The following is a 16,303-nucleotide window of genomic DNA, read 5'->3' as shown; positions in this document are numbered from 1 at the left end:
AAGGTAAGATGGCTAATATTAAATTATATTAGCCATCTTGTTATAATAACTATTAATTTCTGCGCTAAAAAAAAGGGCTTATAAATGCACGAAGGTGTGATGAAGGCATGGCTAGAATCTTCACATTTAAACGGCGGCAACGTTGCTTATGTAGAAGAGCTTTATGAAGCGTATTTAGACGATGCGACTTCTGTGCCAGACGAATGGCGAGAAGTGTTTGAACAATTACCTAAAGTTGATGGTGTGGATGTTGAAGTAAAACATTCAGAGGTTCGAGCACAGTTTGCACAGCTTGCAAAAAACAAGCATAGAGAAGTAGTGGTAGCAGAGGGTAGTGGCGGTGACCTTAAACAGGTTAAAGTTCTACAACTTATTAATGCTTTCCGTTTTCGTGGGCACCAAAATGCAAACCTAGATCCATTAGGTATTTGGCAACGAGAGCGTGTACGAGATTTAGAGCTAGAGTACCACGACCTATCTTCAAGTGATTTTGACCGCGAGTTTAACGTAGGATCGTTTGCCGTAGGGCGCGATACTATGCCTTTAGGTGAACTATACCAAGCACTAAAAACTACATATTGTGGTTCAATTGGCGCTGAGTATATGCACATCACATCAACAGAGGAAAAACGTTGGTTACAACAACGTCTAGAATCTGTCCAGTCTAGGCCTAAATTCTCAAAAGATGAAAAGCTACGTATCCTTAAAGGGCTTACTGCAGCAGATGGTCTAGAAAAATATTTAGGGTCTAAGTTCCCTGGTGCTAAGCGCTTTTCACTTGAAGGTGGCGATGCGTTAGTTCCAATGCTTAAAGAGCTTATTCACCGCGCTGGTGAAAGCGGCCAACAAGAAGCTGTTATTGGTATGGCTCACCGTGGTCGTTTAAACGTTTTAGTTAATGTACTTGGTAAAAACCCATCAGAATTATTTGATGAATTTGCTGGTATACATAAAGAAACGTTAGGTTCTGGTGATGTTAAATATCACATGGGTTATTCGTCTGACTTTGCTACCAAAGGTGGCAATGTACACATGGCGCTTGCGTTTAACCCATCTCACCTAGAAATCGTAAACCCTGTTGTAATGGGCTCTGTGCGTGGTCGTCTCGACCGTTTAGGTGATAAGTCAGGCATTAAAGCACTTCCTATTACCATCCATGGTGATTCTGCTATTGCTGGACAAGGTGTTGTTCAAGAAACGTTTAACATGTCACAAACTAATGCGTTTAGTTGTGGTGGTAGTATTCGTATTGTTGTCAACAACCAAGTAGGTTTTACAACCTCTAAGCAAGATGACGTTCGCTCAACGCCATACTGTACTGACATTGCTAAAATGGTTCAGTCTCCAATATTCCATGTTAATTCTGATGATCCTGAAGCCGTTGCATTTGTTACTCAACTTGCTCTTGATTTTAGAAATCAGTTTAAGCGTGACGTAGTAATTGATTTAGTTTGTTACCGTCGCCATGGTCACAATGAAGCTGATGAGCCTAATGCAACTCAGCCTGTCATGTACCAAAAAATTAAAAAGCATCCAGTGCCGCGTTTAATCTATGCAGACCAACTGATTGCTGAAGGCTCTTTTTCTGAACAAGAAGTTAAAGCCTTAGCTGATGAGTACCGTGATGCACTAGATGAAGGCAGCTGTGTTGTTTCAGAAATACAGCCAGAGACGTCGCATTCTTCTGAGTGGGCCAAATATATTGGTCATGAATGGAATGTTGACTACGATGCTAGCGTATCTGTAGAGAAGCTAAAAGCTCTTGGTGAGAAAGTAGCTTCTTACCCAGAACAACATAAAGCTCAATCTCGCGTTAAAAAGATTTATGACGATCGTAAGCTAATGGCCACAGGTGAAAAACCACTTGATTGGGGTATGGCAGAGACTCTTGCCTATGCAACAATTGCGTCTGAAGGTACTGACATTCGTTTAACAGGACAAGACACAGGTCGAGGAACATTCTTTCATCGTCATGCTGTTGTTCATGGTCAATCTGATGGTACAACTTACACTCCTTTAGAGCATTTAAGTGAAGATCAAGGCACATTTGAAGTCTTTGATTCTGTTTTATCTGAGGAAGCTGTCGTTGCGTTCGAATATGGATATGCTACCGCTGAACCTAAGTCTCTCGTAATATGGGAAGCGCAATTTGGTGACTTCGCCAATGGTGCACAAGTTGTATTTGACCAGTTCTTAAGTTCTGGTGAGCAAAAGTGGGGCCGTTTATGTGGGCTTACAATTTTGTTACCTCATGGCTACGAAGGTCAAGGGCCAGAGCATAGTTCAGCGCGCTTAGAGCGTTTCTTGCAACTATGTGCTGATCACAACATGCAAGTATGTGTTCCTTCAACGCCGGCGCAAGTTTACGCTATGCTTCGTCGTCAATCAGTTCGACCACTTCGTCGTCCTCTGATTGTTATGACGCCTAAGTCGCTACTTCGTCACCCGCTTGCAACTTCATCACTTGAAGAGCTTTCACACGGTGTTTACCATAATATGATCGACGAAGTTGATGATATTAACCCTGAGAAAGTAGAGCGCGTTGTATTTTGTAGCGGTAAAGTTTACTACGAGTTACTACAAGAGCGTCGTAAGCTTGAGCAAGATAATATTGCAATTGTACGTGTTGAACAGTTATACCCGTTCCCACACGATGAAATGCAAACAATTATAGAGCGCTACCAACACGTAACTGATTTTGTATGGTGTCAAGAAGAGCCACAAAACCAAGGTGCATGGTACTGTTCACAACATCACTTTATTGATGCAATCCCACAAGGTGCTAAATTAAAATATGCAGGACGTAAAGCGTCTGCATCACCAGCGTGTGGTTACATGTCAGTACATACTAAAGAACAACAAGCGCTCGTTGCCGACGCGCTTACTATAGAAAATAAAGGATAAGCAATGAGCACAGAAATTAAAGTTCCTGTTCTTCCTGAGTCGGTTGCAGATGCTACCGTTGCTACATGGCATGTAAGTGTTGGCGACAAAGTAACTCGCGATCAAAACTTAGTAGACATTGAAACAGATAAAGTGGTTTTAGAAGTTGTTGCACAGCATGACGGTGTAATAACAGAAATATCACAAGAAGAAGGTGCAACCGTACTTGGCGATCAAGTTATGGGTTTACTTGGTGATGCTGATGCAGCGCCAGCAAGTGAAGGTTCAACTAAAGAAGAATCAGCACCAGCTAAATCAGAAGACGCGCCAGTGGCGCAATCAGCACCAGCATCAGAAGGTAAAGAAGTGGATATTAAAGTACCTGTACTTCCAGAATCAGTTGCAGACGCAACAATTGCTACATGGCATGTACAACCAGGTGACGCGGTAACACGCGACCAAAACTTGGTAGATATTGAAACAGATAAAGTTGTTCTTGAAGTAGTAGCTCAAGAAGATGGCATCATGGGTGATATCATTCACGGCGAAGGCGATACTGTATTAGGCGAGCAAGTAATTGGTTCGGTTAAAGCAGGCGGTGCACCAGCGGCTCCAGCTGCAAAAGCAGACGCAGCGCCAGCAGCAGATTCAAGCGAAAGTTCAGATGTGTTAACACCATCAGTTCGTCGTTTAATTGCTGAGAAAGGCCTAGACGCTTCTAAAATTAAAGGCACGGGTAAAAATGGTCGTGTAACTAAAGAAGACGTTGATACCTTCTTAAAAGCACCAGCACCAGCGGCTAAAAAAGCAGAAGCTTCTGCTCCAGCTGCACCAATGGGCGATCGTACTCAAAAACGCGTACCTATGACTCGTTTACGTAAAACGATTGCGACACGCCTTCTTGAAGCTAAAAACTCAACTGCAATGTTAACTACATTCAACGAAGTGAACATGGGACCAATCATGAGCCTTCGTAAGCAGTACCAAGAAACGTTTGAAAAGCGTCACGGCATTCGTTTAGGTTTCATGTCTTTCTATGTGAAAGCTGTAACTGAAGCTCTTAAGCGTTTCCCAGATGTAAATGCTTCAATTGATGGTGACGATATTGTTTACCATAACTATTTCGATATCAGCATTGCAGTATCTACTCCACGTGGCTTAGTTACTCCAGTACTTAAAGATTGTGACAAACTATCTGTTGCTGAAATCGAAAAAGGTATTCGTGAGTTAGCACTTAAAGGTCGTGATGGTAAGCTTACGCTTGCTGATATGACGGGTGGTAATTTCACTATTACTAATGGTGGCGTATTTGGTTCATTGCTATCTACACCTATCATTAACTTGCCACAGTCTTCAATCTTGGGTATGCATAAAATTCAAGACCGTCCGATGGCTGTAAATGGTAAAGTTGAAATACTACCTATGATGTATTTAGCACTTTCTTATGACCACCGTATCATTGATGGTAAAGAATCTGTTGGTTTCTTAGTAACTATTAAAGAGTTACTTGAAGATCCAACTCGCTTATTGCTAGATGTTTAATCTAGTTGTATGAAATGTAAGCTGTGAATGAACATTCACAGCTTTTTTTTTGCGCCTTTGGTCGTACTGGGGTTTTCATGTTAAGCCTTGGGATCTATACTAGGTGCGCAATTTGGGATAGTTGTTTATTTGAAAAAATATTCAGCTCTTTTAGTATAAAAAATTGGATAAAGCATCATGAATTTGCATGAGTATCAGGCAAAACAACTTTTTGCCGAATATGGTTTACCCGTTTCTACAGGTTACGCTTGCGATACACCTGAAGAAGCTGCTGCAGCTGCTGAAAAAATTGGCGGCGATATGTGGGTTGTTAAAACTCAGGTTCACGCAGGTGGACGTGGTAAAGCTGGCGGTGTAAAGCTAGTTAAAACTATCGAAGAAGTAAAAGCGTTTGCAGCTAACTGGTTAGGTAAAAACCTAGTTACTTACCAAACAGACGAGAAAGGCCAGCCAGTAGCTAAAATTTTAGTAGAAAGCTGTACTGACATTGCTAACGAATTGTACCTAGGTGCAGTAGTTGACCGTGCATCTCGTAAAGTAGTTTTCATGGCGTCTACTGAAGGCGGCGTTGAAATTGAAACTGTTGCTGAAGAAACACCAGAGCTTATACACAAAGCAGAGATCGACCCGTTAGTAGGTCCTCAAGCTTACCAAGCACGTGAACTAGGTTTCAAATTGGGTCTTAACCCAGTACAAATGAAACAGTTTGTTAAGATCTTTATGGGTCTTGGTAAAATGTTCACTGATTTTGATTTCGCACTACTTGAAATCAACCCGTTAGTAATTACAGATGAAGGCAACCTTCACTGTCTTGACGGCAAAATCGGTATTGATGGTAATGCACTTTACCGTCAACCTAAAATCCGTGAATTCCACGATCCATCTCAAGAAGATGCTCGTGAAGCACACGCAGCAAGCTTCGAGCTTAACTACGTTGCTCTAGACGGTAATGTTGGTTGTATGGTTAACGGTGCAGGCCTAGCAATGGGTACTATGGACATCGTAAACCTACACGGCGGCAAGCCGGCTAACTTCTTGGATGTTGGTGGCGGTGCTACTAAAGAACGTGTTTCTGAAGCATTCAAAATCATTCTTTCTGACGACAATGTTAAAGCTGTTTTAGTGAACATCTTTGGCGGCATCGTTCGTTGTGACATGATTGCTGAAGGCATCATTGGCGCAGTTAAAGAAGTTGGCGTAACCGTACCAGTAGTTGTACGTTTAGAAGGTACTAATGCTGAATTAGGTCGTGAAGTTCTTAAGAACTCTGGTCTAGATATCATTGCTGCTGAATCACTAACAGACGCTGCTGAAAAAGTTGTTGCTGCTGCGGAGGGCAAATAATGTCTGTATTAATCAATAAAGATACAAAAGTTATCTGTCAAGGTTTCACTGGTGGCCAAGGTACTTTCCACTCAGAGCAAGCGCTTGAGTACGGTACACAAATGGTTGGTGGTGTTAGCCCAGGTAAAGGCGGTCAAACGCACCTTGGTCTTCCTGTATTCAACACCGTTCGTGATGCTGTAAAAGAAACTGGCGCAACTGCTTCAGTTATCTACGTACCGGCACCTTTTTGTAAAGATGCAATCTTAGAAGCTATCGATGCTGGCATCGAGCTAATAGTTTGTATTACTGAAGGTATCCCTACACTTGATATGGTTGATGTTAAAATCAAACTAGATCAAACAGGTACTCGTATGATCGGTCCTAACTGCCCAGGTGTTATTACTCCTGGTCAAACTAAGATTGGTATTATGCCTGGTCATATCCACAAACCTGGTAAAGTAGGTATTGTTTCTCGCTCTGGTACTTTAACGTACGAAGCAGTTAAGCAAACTACTGATGCTGGTTTTGGTCAGTCTACGTGTGTTGGTATTGGTGGTGATCCAATTCCAGGTACTAACTTTATCGACGTTCTAGAAATGTTCGAAAAAGATCCACAAACTGAAGCAATCGTAATGATTGGTGAAATTGGTGGTACTGCAGAAGAAGAAGCTGCAGAGTACATCAAAGCTCACGTAACTAAACCTGTAGTATCTTACATTGCTGGTGTTACTGCACCAGAAGGTAAGCGTATGGGTCACGCTGGCGCAATCATTGCCGGCGGTAAAGGTACTGCTGATGAGAAATTTGCTGCATTAGAAGCTGCGGGCGTAAAAACTGTACGTTCACTTGCTGATATCGGTAAAGCACTTAAAGAGAAAACAGGCTGGTAATCGCTTGTTTTTCTTTGAAAAGGCCCGCATATGCGGGCCTTTTTGTTATTAGATGAAAATTTAGAACGGGTAACTAATATGCTGGAAAAAACGTACAGATAAGTCTTGGCGTTGTTTATTTATAGCCAGCTCATTACACAGAGTATAGATTGTTTTTTCTACTTGGTTCATAAATCGACCGTAGCCCATTTCATGTTTATCCTGCTGCGTTGCGACTACTACAAAATGCAGCGTTTCTACCAATTTACTTGCTTCATAAAAGTGCTTAATTTGATTTTCATTAGATTCAATATCAAAACTTAACTTTTGAAGTTCATCATTACCTTCACTTTTATCTATTTTACTGTTGCGTATAATAGGCGTTGCACCGTTAGCAACCATAGCGCCATGGTTTAAGTTATTATTTTGACACGCACGTATAAATGCATAAGCAAAGTAGTCATAAAATTTAGCATAATCGTTTGTGTTCATTAGTGTTTGAAACTGCGTTTTAATAGCGCGCGAAACCGGTATAGTAAAAGTGGCGTAAGTCATCTCTGCATAATCATTGGGTATGCTGCATTGTCTTGATTGGTAGCGAGGGTAGAGACTTCTTAATTTGTAACCATAGCTTTCCTTGTTGCCTTTTTCTTTAGCAAAGAGGTCATACGTTAAGTGTTGATGGTCGCGTAGTTTAAACTGGGGCTGATTTATTAAGAGTTGTACTTGTAAAGTGTCTAACACTTTTTGGACTTTATTATGAAATTCTGCAGAATTGGCTCGTAAATCATCGCCTGTTGCTAAAAATAGAATGCGTATTTTTTTACTTGGTGTACCTTCAGTGTAATAAATCTTATGCGCTTCGTGATAACGGGGATTATAAAAAAAGAGCATTTGTTTATCTGTTTCTAATTGATAAGACTCATCATTAAATCTTACAACGGGTAGTTTATCATTCGCTAATAAGTGCACATTATAAAGCTCGTACTCATCACAAGAAGCAAACAGTTGGCGTGCAATACGTTCATAGCAGCAATTTATATCACTAAAGCTTTTATAAAAATCGTGATTAGGGGTTATTTCAGCTAAAAGGTAGTGGTTAGCGCGTGCATTAGTTGGAATATATACACGATGTTGATTAAGTGTCGCCATCTTTAAATCCTTATAATGTAGGTTATTTACCTACTATAAACTGTTTAGATGACTTAAATATTGCGTTAAAACAAATTTTATTCATAAACAATGGTTCAGCTGAATTAAAGTTAAGCAATATCAAAAATAAACCTTAATCTAGTGCTGTATGTTAGTGTATGTTTTTGTAATAATGCATTAGTTTTGTTATTACGTAATATTTAGAGGACTGCACTCCTATGGCGGAAATTGAGAATCGCCCAAGTAACTTTATTAGAACCCGAATTGATGAAGACTTAGCAAGTAAAAAGCATGCAACAACGCATACACGTTTTCCACCTGAACCAAATGGCTTTTTGCATATTGGTCATGCCAAATCAATTTGTTTAAATTTTGGCATCGCAAAAGATTATAACGGTTTATGTAACTTACGTTTTGACGATACAAACCCAGAAAAAGAAGACATTAACTACGTTAATTCTATAAAAGAAGACGTACAGTGGTTAGGTTTTAACTGGGATGGCGATATAAAGTATTCTTCTAACTATTTTGATACTTTATATGGTTACGCTGTTGAGCTTATAAATAAAGGCTTAGCGTACGTTTGCTTTTTAACAGCAGACGAAGCACGCCAATACCGTGGTACATTGAAAGAGCCAGGTAAAAATAGCCCGTACAGAGATACATCAGTTGAAGAAAACCTAGCGTTATTTGAAAAAATGCGTGCTGGCGAATTCAAAGAAGGCGAATGTGTCCTGCGTGCTAAAATTGATATGGCTAGCTCATTTATGGTGCTTCGCGATCCAATTATTTATCGCGTACGTTTTGCTCATCATCATCAAACAGCAGACAAGTGGTGCATTTACCCAATGTATGACTTCACGCACTGTATTTCTGATGCACTTGAAGGTATTACACATTCATTATGCACACTCGAGTTTCAAGATAACCGTCGTTTGTACGACTGGGTACTTGATAACATTAGTTTAGAGTGTCACCCACAGCAAATTGAGTTTTCACGTTTAAATCTTGAATACACAATTATGTCTAAGCGTAAGCTAAGCGATTTAGTGGTAAATAACCATGTAGAAGGGTGGGATGACCCACGCATGCCTACAATTGCAGGCCTACGTCGCCGTGGTTATACACCAGGTTCAATCCGTGAGTTTTGTTTGCGTATTGGTGTAACAAAACAAGAGAATATGGTTGAAATGGGTATGCTTGAAGCATGTATCCGTGAAGATCTAAACGAAAATGCACCACGTGCAATGGCCGTACTCGATCCTGTTAAAGTTGTTATTGAAAACTACGATGCAGACAAGGTTGAGGTTTTATCTGTGGCTAACCACCCAAATAAAGAAGAAATGGGTCGTCGTGATGTACCGTTTACTCGCGAAATTTACATCGAACGAGAAGACTTTAAAGAAGAAGCAAATAACAAGTTTAAACGTTTAGTGCTTGATAAAGAAGTACGTTTGCGTGGCGCTTATGTTATTAAAGCACAGCGTGTTGAGAAAGACGAAAATGGCGAAATTACAACTATATTCTGTACTTACGATACTGAAACACTTGGTAAAAATCCAAGTGATGGACGTAAAGTAAAAGGTGTTATTCACTGGGTTTCAGCACCAGAGTGTATTACGGCAGAAGTTCGTTTATACGATCGTTTGTTTAGTGTTCCAAACCCAGCAGCCGCTGATGAGTTTGAAACAACATTAAATCCAGAGTCACTGGTTGTTTTATCAAACGCTAAATTAGAGCCATCGCTTGCTAATTCACAAGCAGAGCAGGGCTTTCAGTTTGAGCGTACGGGTTATTTCTCTCGTGATTCTAAATCAGAGAACGTTGTATTTAACCAAACAGTGGGTCTTCGTGATTCTTGGTCTAAAACTCAATAAATAATATCTAAAAAACCTGAACTCTGGATAATAAATCTATCTCGAGCAGCTATTTTCAGCGCTAACTGCGTTGAATTTACTTGCAATAGGCCAGCTATTGACGCGTGAATTCGCCTTGTTTTCACTTAAAATCTCTGGCTAGAGAAAATAAATTTAAATATCACCATGATTCAATACGTTGGTAAATCTCTTAACCAGAGTTCAGGTTTAATATCCCCAGTACTTACTGGGTATGTTTATTAAAACCGTATTTTAGACACAAAAAAACCTGCACTTAGCAGGTTTTTTATTGCTTTAAAAAGCGGTATTAGCTATTAGCGTCGCTAAATTCTTTACACGCCTCTTTATCATTACACTCACCGTATAAATATAAAGAATGGTTTGTAAGTGTAATACCATTTTCTTCAGAAATTTCAAGTTGACGACGTTCAATCATCTCATCTTCAAACTCTACAACTTTGCCACACTTCAAACATACTAAATGATCGTGGTGTGTGCTTCCTGAAAGTTCAAATACTGATTTGCCACCTTCAAAGTGATGACGGCTTACAATACCCGCATCATCAAATTGGTTAAGTACGCGATATACAGTTGCAAGACCAATTTCTTCACCTAGATCCAAAAGAATTTTGTAAACATCTTCAGCACTGATGTGTTGGTTATCTGGAGATTGTAAAATCTCTAATATTTTAATACGCGGTAAAGTTACTTTTAAACCGGCTTTTTTAAGTTCCAAGTTATGATCAGTCATTAAATCTGTCTCAATTTTATTTGGTTATACTAGACATCTTGCAAAGATGTACACGACACATTAGCAACAAACAGGATAACGTGCCTAAGCGTTAAGTGCAAAGAACAATTGATTTATATTGCCACTAAAGCTTAAAACGCTAACTGTTTGATAATTATTTAAACAGCTAGCGATATATGCAGTAAATTAGTCAGCTAATTCACTTAAACACATTTCTTCATATACTTGAGCAGACCATGCTTTAACACGTTGTTCTGTAAGCTCTGGTTGACGGTCTTCGTCGATACCCAAACCTACAAAATGCTTATCATCAGCCATGCCTTTAGATGCTTCAAAGTCATAGCTTTCGCTCGGCCAATGACCAACAACAATAGCGCCACGTTCAGTAACGATATCGTTGATCATGCCCATCGCATCTAAAAAGTACTCAGCGTAATCTTCTTGGTCTCCACAACCAAAAATAGCAACAAGTTTACCTTCAAAGTCTACTTCTTCAAGTTCTGGAAAAAAGTCATCCCAGTCACATTGTGCTTCGCCGTAGTACCAAGTAGGGATACCGAATAAGATTAAATCAAATTCAGCAATCTCTTCTTTAGAGCTTTTTGCAATATCATGAACAGCCACTAGCTTTTTACCCAATTCTTTTTGGATCATTTTTGCTACGTGTTCTGTGTTACCTGTGTCACTTCCGAAAAAAATGCCTACACTTGCCATGGATTTAAAACCTTTTATGTATCAATAGCCAATCTTTCTTGTAAAATCGTTTCAATCAGCGCACTGCGGCTAATATTTTGTGCATCTGCCATATCACTCAATGCTTGATATAACTGCGATGAAACTTTAAATTCAACACGCTTTAAGCCACGTGCTTTATCTCTTTTTATTTGATTACGTTTATTTACCTTTAACTGCATATCCCGTGAAAGGGGATTGGTTTTAGGTCTGCCTGGGCGTTTTTCGTATTCAAATAAATCGAGTGTAGTTCTATCTGTTTCTGACTTCGCCATGCTTAACCTACACCTGCGCCTTGCCAAAATACTTGAATAAGACCTTTAGCAATAAAGCCTGAACAACCTAAAAAGAGCACGCCCCAGACAATGTATTGTCCGAACTTAGGCACATTGCCACTTTTTAGTACGTCTTTAATTGCCATGCCGATGAATATGAAAATACCGGCTAAGCCAAAATACAACCCTAGGGTATCAAATTCGTTAATTAACTGACTGACCATCAACGTATAACCTTTAAATTAAACGGCGCGTACTATAGCATATAATTATTCATATATTTAGTGCGCAAAATCAAAAACACGCGATTAAAATTGCTTTAAACCGCAGTTAAAAAGTCGTTTATCGCTTTATTTACGGCAAGTGGCTTTTGAGCATGAAGCCAATGGCCTGCGCCATGAATTATTTTAGCCTTGGTATTTTTAAAGCGAGCTTTAATTGCAGTACGATGCTCGGGCAAAATATAGTCAGAATCATTACCTTTAATGAAAAGAGTATCGCATAAACAAGAATTGTTTTCATTAACATTGGATGTGATTGTAGAATATTTTTCGTCAAGCACATTTAAGTTAAATCGCCATACAAAATGACCTTCCTCATTTTTAGCGAGGCTTTTTAGTAGAAACTGTCGAACTCCCAGTTCTTCTATATAAGGCTGCATAATTGCATCAGCTTGTTTTCTATCGTCTATTGATTGTGCTGAAACCGCTTTTAATGCCTGTAATATTTTTGTGTGCCGAGCAGGGTAACTAACAGGTGCTATATCAAGTACAACAAGCTTATTTACAAGTTCAGGATGTGTAAGCGCTAATTCCATTGCCACTTTACCACCCATAGAATGCCCAACTAAATGTGCTTTATCTATATTCAAATGTGCTAATAACTCAACAATATCTTGTGCCATTGCAGGGTAGTTCATCTCATCACTATGAGGAGAAAGCCCGTGGTTACGTAAATCAACGTTAATAACAGTAAAGTGTTCACTTAATGGTTTTGCTATTACATTTAGGTTTTCTAATGATCCAAAAAGCCCATGTATCAAAATAACATTAGGACCTTGCCCTTGTTGCTTGTAATTTAACTGCATACCCGCCTCCTGAAAATTTCGCCATAGTTTGCCGAGCATTGCTCTAAAAAGCAAAAAATACAGCGACTATTTATTAAATTGGGCTTTTGTTTGTTAAATCAACAACAATGAGGTAAATATTAATATGTTTACGGGAGTGCTTGTTGTAACTCGCATTTCTGATTGGTTTGGGTATAATCACACGGGAGAAAAAATGTGACCCGTAATGACAGGAAGAACATGAAACAAATCGACATAGACGACGAGTTATATCAATATATTGCTAGCAATACGCAAAGTATTGGTGAAAGTGCATCCACTATTTTACGTCGTTTATTAAATCTGAGCGGCGAAAAAATTCAAACCGCAAACGTAGAACTAACTCAAAATAATCAAACTGCGACTACGTCTACCGCCACATTAAAAAGCTCAGAGCCATCTGCTACTGAGACTTCGAAAAAACAAACGCCTTCTGCTGTCACACCAGTGAAGCAAAAAAGCGATAATGTTTTTAATGTATTAAATAAAGAAGAGCTGGCAATGCAAAAAGGTGTTGTTGGACGCTTTTTGTTTATTTTAAGTGCATTTTACCGCACACATAAAACTGATTTTTCTGCGGTATTAGACATAAAAGGGCGTGACCGTGTTTACTTTGCTACTAGTAAAGAAGCTTTAGTAAATAGCGGGAGTAGTATGAATCCTAAAAACATAACCGATAGTGAATATTGGGTTATGACTAATTCTAATACAACGCGTAAAAAAATGATGCTTCATGAAGTTGCTCTTTGCCTTGGATATAGTGCAGAGCAAGCTGAAAAAATTCGCGATTACCTGTAAGGAAATATAATGGCTATTCACTCAGGCGCAGGCAAAACTGCTCCACAATCGGCACTGGTTAACGTACCTAAATTAGTATCTGCGTATTACTTAAATGAACCTGATCTTGAACAAAATCCAGAGCATTGTGTTGCCTTTGGTACCTCAGGGCACCGTGGTTGTTCTTACGATGTTAAATTTAACGAGTCACACATTTTAGCGATTACTCAGGCTATTTGTGATTACAGAAAACAAAATGACATATTTGGTCCGTTATTTTTAGGCAAAGACACACACGCATTGAGTGAAGCCGCATTTAACTCGGCTATTGAAGTATTAGTTGCTAACGAAGTGCAAGTGATAACGCAAGAAGATGGTGATTTTACGCCAACGCCAGTTATCAGCCATGCCATAGTGAGCCACAATAAGCTACACCCAAATGAATTAGCAGACGGGATTGTTGTTACGCCTTCGCATAACCCTCCTGAAGATGGTGGCTTTAAATACAACCCACCTAATGGCGGGCCAGCTGATACCGACGTCACTAAATGGATTGAAGACAGAGCTAATCAACTTTTATTAGAAGATTTAGTTGAAGTTGAGTTATTCCCATTCGCTAAAGCATCGCGTTCTGGCTTTATCCGATACGAAGATTTAATGACTCCTTATATTGATGACCTAGCAAATATCGTTAATTTAAAAGCAATCAGCGATGCAGGTATTAAAATTGGTATCGATCCACTAGGTGGTTCAGGTATTAATTTTTGGCCAGTCATTGCAAAAAAATATAATTTAGATTTAACCGTAGTTAATGATGTTGTTGATCCACGTTTTGCTTTTATGCCACTTGATAAAGACGGCAAAATTCGTATGGATTGTTCATCACCTTATTCAATGGCAAATCTTATTGCACTAAAAGATGATTTTGATGTGTCTATTGGTAACGACCCTGACTACGATCGTCACGGGATTGTAACGCCAGATGGTTTAATGAATCCAAACCACTTTTTAGCAGTGGCAATCGATTACTTACTTAAACACCGTGATTGGAATGAAACCGTAGAAATTGGTAAAACATTGGTTTCTAGCTCTATGATCGACAAAGTAGCTGCTCGTAACAACCGTAAAGTTAAAGAAGTACCAGTAGGCTTTAAATGGTTTGTTGAAGGCTTAAGCAAAGGCAAGCTTGCCTTTGGTGGCGAAGAAAGCGCTGGTGCTGCATTCTTACGTTTTGATGGCTCTGTATGGTGTACAGATAAAGACGGCTTCATTATGGGTCTACTCGCTGCAGAAATACTTGCTGTGACAGGTAAAACGCCGTCAGCGCTTTATAAAGAATTAGAACAAGAGTTTGGTTCTCCAATTTATAAACGCCTAGATGCACCAGCCACAAGCGGTCAAAAATCACGTTTAAAAGCATTGAGTGCTTCTGATGTTAAAGCAGATACACTTGCTGGCGAGCCTATTTTGCAAAAATTGACTCATGCACCAGGTAACGATGCCGCCATTGGTGGTTTAAAAGTGGTTACTGAAAATGGCTGGTTTGCTGCGCGTCCATCAGGTACTGAAGATATTTATAAAATATACCTTGAATCATTTAAAGGTGAAGCGCATTTAGCGTTACTTGAAAAAGAAGCTAAAAAGCTTGTAGATTCAGTTATAAGCTAACTTAATCTAATAATTTTAAAACGGCTGATTTATTCAGCCGTTTTCGTTTCTATACCTTGTGTATTTATAAAAATATATGCATAAGAGTCTACTCTCACATTATTTTTAAAGGGCTTATCATATGTCAGCCAATCCATCTTACTTAAATGAATTAAAACACACTGGCGACTTTTTAACGCTTAGTCGTGACAACGAATGGCATTTAGATGCAGGTGAGTTTGTTTTAGATAATGGGACTCGTGTAAATATACACGATACCGGAGTCATTGAGTTTCAACCTGCTGTTATAACGTCAAAAGATGTAGTTTATTCAAGCGCTGTACACGGTAACGAAACTGCGCCAATTGAAATCTGTGATGCACTTATTAAACAAATTATAAAAGGCGAGCTGATACTTAAGCAGCGCGCTTTGTTTATTTACGGTAATCCACAATCAATTAATATTGGCCTGCGTTTTGTAGAAGAAAACTTAAATAGATTATTTAATGGTCACCATACAGTTGAAGGTGTACCAATGAATAATGAGCGAAACCGCGCTGCAAAGCTTGAGCAGTACGTAAGCGATTTTTATACACGTGGCGAGCAAGGCAGTAGCCGATGTCATTACGACTTACACACTGCAATTAGAGGCTCTAAAAACGAAAAATTTGCTGTGTATCCATTTTTACATGGTAAGCCATGGAAAAAGTCGCAGCTACAATTTTTATTGAGTTGTGGTGTAAATACCGTGCTTATGATGAAATCTCCTGCAACAACATTTAGCTATTATTCGTCATTTATACACGGTGCTGATTCTTTTACGGTAGAGCTGGGTCAAGTTAAGCCATTTGGTCAAAACGATATGGCTCGCTTTGAAAAAACAAAGCAAACCTTAACTGCATTAATTAGTCAAAATGAAGTTAAATATCCTGAATTTAATGCAAACGATTTTGAATTATTTGCTGTCCATCGCACAATTAATAGAACGCAGAACGATTTTAGCTTTCCTTTTTCTGACGATGCCGAGAACTTTACTGGCTTTGCGAAAGGTGAGCTACTTGCAACCGACGGTGATACAGCGATTTACGCTGACGTTGAAGGAGAGGCTATTATTTTTCCAAATGCGAGCGTAGCATTAGGGCAAAGAGCACTCCTTACTGTTATTCCAATGGATATTGATAGCAATTTCGTCTAATTAAACTCATCAGACCACTGGTGTCTTCAAGTTAACTATATGATTACTATTAATTAAAGCAACCGTATCGTTAACTTGCCACTTATTTAACCTGTATTTGCTTTTGTTTCGTCCCAGATCTGTTGAATAACACTTTACGTTAACGTAAAGTGTTGGCAGCTTTAATTAAAGA

The 16,303-nt window shown here is 39.2% G+C and carries 14 protein-coding genes; 8 read left to right on the top strand and 6 right to left on the bottom strand.

Translation table 11 applies throughout. The features are described from left to right. Positions 1–84 precede the first annotated feature (84 nt). The 4 genes from sucA to sucD all read left to right on the top strand — a co-directional run bounded on the left by sucA (position 85) and on the right by sucD (position 6,641). Positions 85–2,904: a 2-oxoglutarate dehydrogenase E1 component gene (sucA, locus tag I6F47_RS03725; RefSeq protein WP_010552673.1), complete on the top strand. Its 2,820-nt coding sequence runs from the start codon at positions 85–87 to the stop codon at positions 2,902–2,904. Between the two features lie 3 nt (positions 2,905–2,907). Further along, positions 2,908–4,425 (top strand): 2-oxoglutarate dehydrogenase complex dihydrolipoyllysine-residue succinyltransferase, encoded by a 1,518-nt coding sequence (odhB, locus tag I6F47_RS03720; RefSeq protein WP_007586871.1) that lies wholly within the window; start codon positions 2,908–2,910, stop codon positions 4,423–4,425. 177 nt (positions 4,426–4,602) lie between these two features. Further along, positions 4,603–5,769 (top strand): ADP-forming succinate--CoA ligase subunit beta, encoded by a 1,167-nt coding sequence (sucC, locus tag I6F47_RS03715; RefSeq protein WP_007586870.1) that lies wholly within the window; start codon positions 4,603–4,605, stop codon positions 5,767–5,769. Further along, entirely contained in the window at positions 5,769–6,641 is an 873-nt protein-coding gene (sucD, locus tag I6F47_RS03710) for a succinate--CoA ligase subunit alpha (protein ID WP_010552674.1), read from the top strand. The genes sucC and sucD overlap by 1 nt, the downstream gene beginning before the upstream one ends. Positions 6,642–6,701: 60 nt before the next feature. Here the strand turns inward: sucD and I6F47_RS03705 are convergent, their stop codons facing one another. Beyond that, a complete protein-coding gene (locus tag I6F47_RS03705; protein WP_197183354.1) occupies positions 6,702–7,772 on the bottom strand; it encodes a DUF3083 family protein in 1,071 nt (356 codons plus the stop codon). Positions 7,773–7,990: 218 nt separating this feature from the next. Between I6F47_RS03705 and glnS the strand changes: the two genes are divergently transcribed. Next, positions 7,991–9,649 carry a glutamine--tRNA ligase gene (gene glnS / locus I6F47_RS03700; RefSeq protein ID WP_165721945.1) on the top strand — a complete coding sequence of 553 codons (1,659 nt, stop codon included), beginning with the start codon at positions 7,991–7,993 and terminating at the stop codon, positions 9,647–9,649. A gap of 307 nt (positions 9,650–9,956) precedes the next feature. On the opposite strand, the gene fur is transcribed toward glnS, so the two are convergent. The 5 genes from fur to I6F47_RS03675 form a co-directional block, all read right to left on the bottom strand. Next, complete coding sequence (gene fur / locus I6F47_RS03695) at positions 9,957–10,400, bottom strand: ferric iron uptake transcriptional regulator (RefSeq protein WP_197183353.1); 444 nt, start codon at positions 10,398–10,400, stop codon at positions 9,957–9,959. A gap of 186 nt (positions 10,401–10,586) precedes the next feature. Further along, complete coding sequence (gene fldA, locus I6F47_RS03690; protein ID WP_007586856.1) at positions 10,587–11,114, bottom strand: flavodoxin FldA; 528 nt, start codon at positions 11,112–11,114, stop codon at positions 10,587–10,589. 14 nt (positions 11,115–11,128) lie between these two features. Next, positions 11,129–11,407: a LexA regulated protein gene (ybfE, locus tag I6F47_RS03685; RefSeq protein WP_002962928.1), complete on the bottom strand. Its 279-nt coding sequence runs from the start codon at positions 11,405–11,407 to the stop codon at positions 11,129–11,131. Between the two features lie 2 nt (positions 11,408–11,409). Next, on the bottom strand, positions 11,410–11,631 hold the full coding sequence (locus I6F47_RS03680; protein ID WP_002962930.1) for a DUF2788 domain-containing protein: 222 nt from the start codon (positions 11,629–11,631) through the stop codon (positions 11,410–11,412). A gap of 95 nt (positions 11,632–11,726) precedes the next feature. Further along, positions 11,727–12,494, bottom strand: coding sequence for an alpha/beta fold hydrolase (locus I6F47_RS03675; protein WP_197183352.1), 768 nt, complete (start codon positions 12,492–12,494; stop codon positions 11,727–11,729). A gap of 219 nt (positions 12,495–12,713) precedes the next feature. Between I6F47_RS03675 and seqA the strand changes: the two genes are divergently transcribed. The 3 genes from seqA (at position 12,714) to astE (ending at position 16,131) form a co-directional block, all read left to right on the top strand. Beyond that, positions 12,714–13,310 carry a replication initiation negative regulator SeqA gene (gene seqA, locus I6F47_RS03670; protein ID WP_197183351.1) on the top strand — a complete coding sequence of 199 codons (597 nt, stop codon included), beginning with the start codon at positions 12,714–12,716 and terminating at the stop codon, positions 13,308–13,310. A gap of 9 nt (positions 13,311–13,319) precedes the next feature. Further along, positions 13,320–14,957 carry a phosphoglucomutase (alpha-D-glucose-1,6-bisphosphate-dependent) gene (pgm, locus tag I6F47_RS03665; protein WP_197183350.1) on the top strand — a complete coding sequence of 546 codons (1,638 nt, stop codon included), beginning with the start codon at positions 13,320–13,322 and terminating at the stop codon, positions 14,955–14,957. A 121-nt stretch (positions 14,958–15,078) separates the two neighbouring features. Then, entirely contained in the window at positions 15,079–16,131 is a 1,053-nt protein-coding gene (astE, locus tag I6F47_RS03660; RefSeq protein WP_197183349.1) for a succinylglutamate desuccinylase, read from the top strand. Positions 16,132–16,303 lie beyond the last annotated feature (172 nt).

It is taken from the genome of Pseudoalteromonas sp. NZS37, assembly GCF_015864265.1.
GTDB classification, from domain to species: Bacteria; Pseudomonadota; Gammaproteobacteria; order Enterobacterales; family Alteromonadaceae; genus Pseudoalteromonas; species Pseudoalteromonas arctica.
Note: the sequence above shows the minus strand (reverse complement) of the source record. Positions and strands in the feature narration are given on the sequence as shown.

Excerpts from the sequence above, each read along its gene's own strand:
- I6F47_RS03675 (WP_197183352.1), bottom strand. The coding sequence starts at position 12,494 with ATGCAGTTAAATTACAAGCAACAAGGGCAAGGTCCTAATGTTATTTTG.
- odhB (WP_007586871.1), top strand. The coding sequence starts at position 2,908 with ATGAGCACAGAAATTAAAGTTCCTGTTCTTCCTGAGTCGGTTGCAGAT.
- pgm (WP_197183350.1), top strand. The coding sequence starts at position 13,320 with ATGGCTATTCACTCAGGCGCAGGCAAAACTGCTCCACAATCGGCACTG.
- seqA (WP_197183351.1), top strand. The coding sequence starts at position 12,714 with ATGAAACAAATCGACATAGACGACGAGTTATATCAATATATTGCTAGC.
- sucD (WP_010552674.1), top strand. The coding sequence starts at position 5,769 with ATGTCTGTATTAATCAATAAAGATACAAAAGTTATCTGTCAAGGTTTC.
- sucC (WP_007586870.1), top strand. The coding sequence starts at position 4,603 with ATGAATTTGCATGAGTATCAGGCAAAACAACTTTTTGCCGAATATGGT.
- fldA (WP_007586856.1), bottom strand. The coding sequence starts at position 11,114 with ATGGCAAGTGTAGGCATTTTTTTCGGAAGTGACACAGGTAACACAGAA.
- I6F47_RS03680 (WP_002962930.1), bottom strand. The coding sequence starts at position 11,631 with ATGGTCAGTCAGTTAATTAACGAATTTGATACCCTAGGGTTGTATTTT.
- ybfE (WP_002962928.1), bottom strand. The coding sequence starts at position 11,407 with ATGGCGAAGTCAGAAACAGATAGAACTACACTCGATTTATTTGAATAC.
- astE (WP_197183349.1), top strand. The coding sequence starts at position 15,079 with ATGTCAGCCAATCCATCTTACTTAAATGAATTAAAACACACTGGCGAC.
- sucA (WP_010552673.1), top strand. The coding sequence starts at position 85 with ATGCACGAAGGTGTGATGAAGGCATGGCTAGAATCTTCACATTTAAAC.
- I6F47_RS03705 (WP_197183354.1), bottom strand. The coding sequence starts at position 7,772 with ATGGCGACACTTAATCAACATCGTGTATATATTCCAACTAATGCACGC.
- glnS (WP_165721945.1), top strand. The coding sequence starts at position 7,991 with ATGGCGGAAATTGAGAATCGCCCAAGTAACTTTATTAGAACCCGAATT.
- fur (WP_197183353.1), bottom strand. The coding sequence starts at position 10,400 with ATGACTGATCATAACTTGGAACTTAAAAAAGCCGGTTTAAAAGTAACT.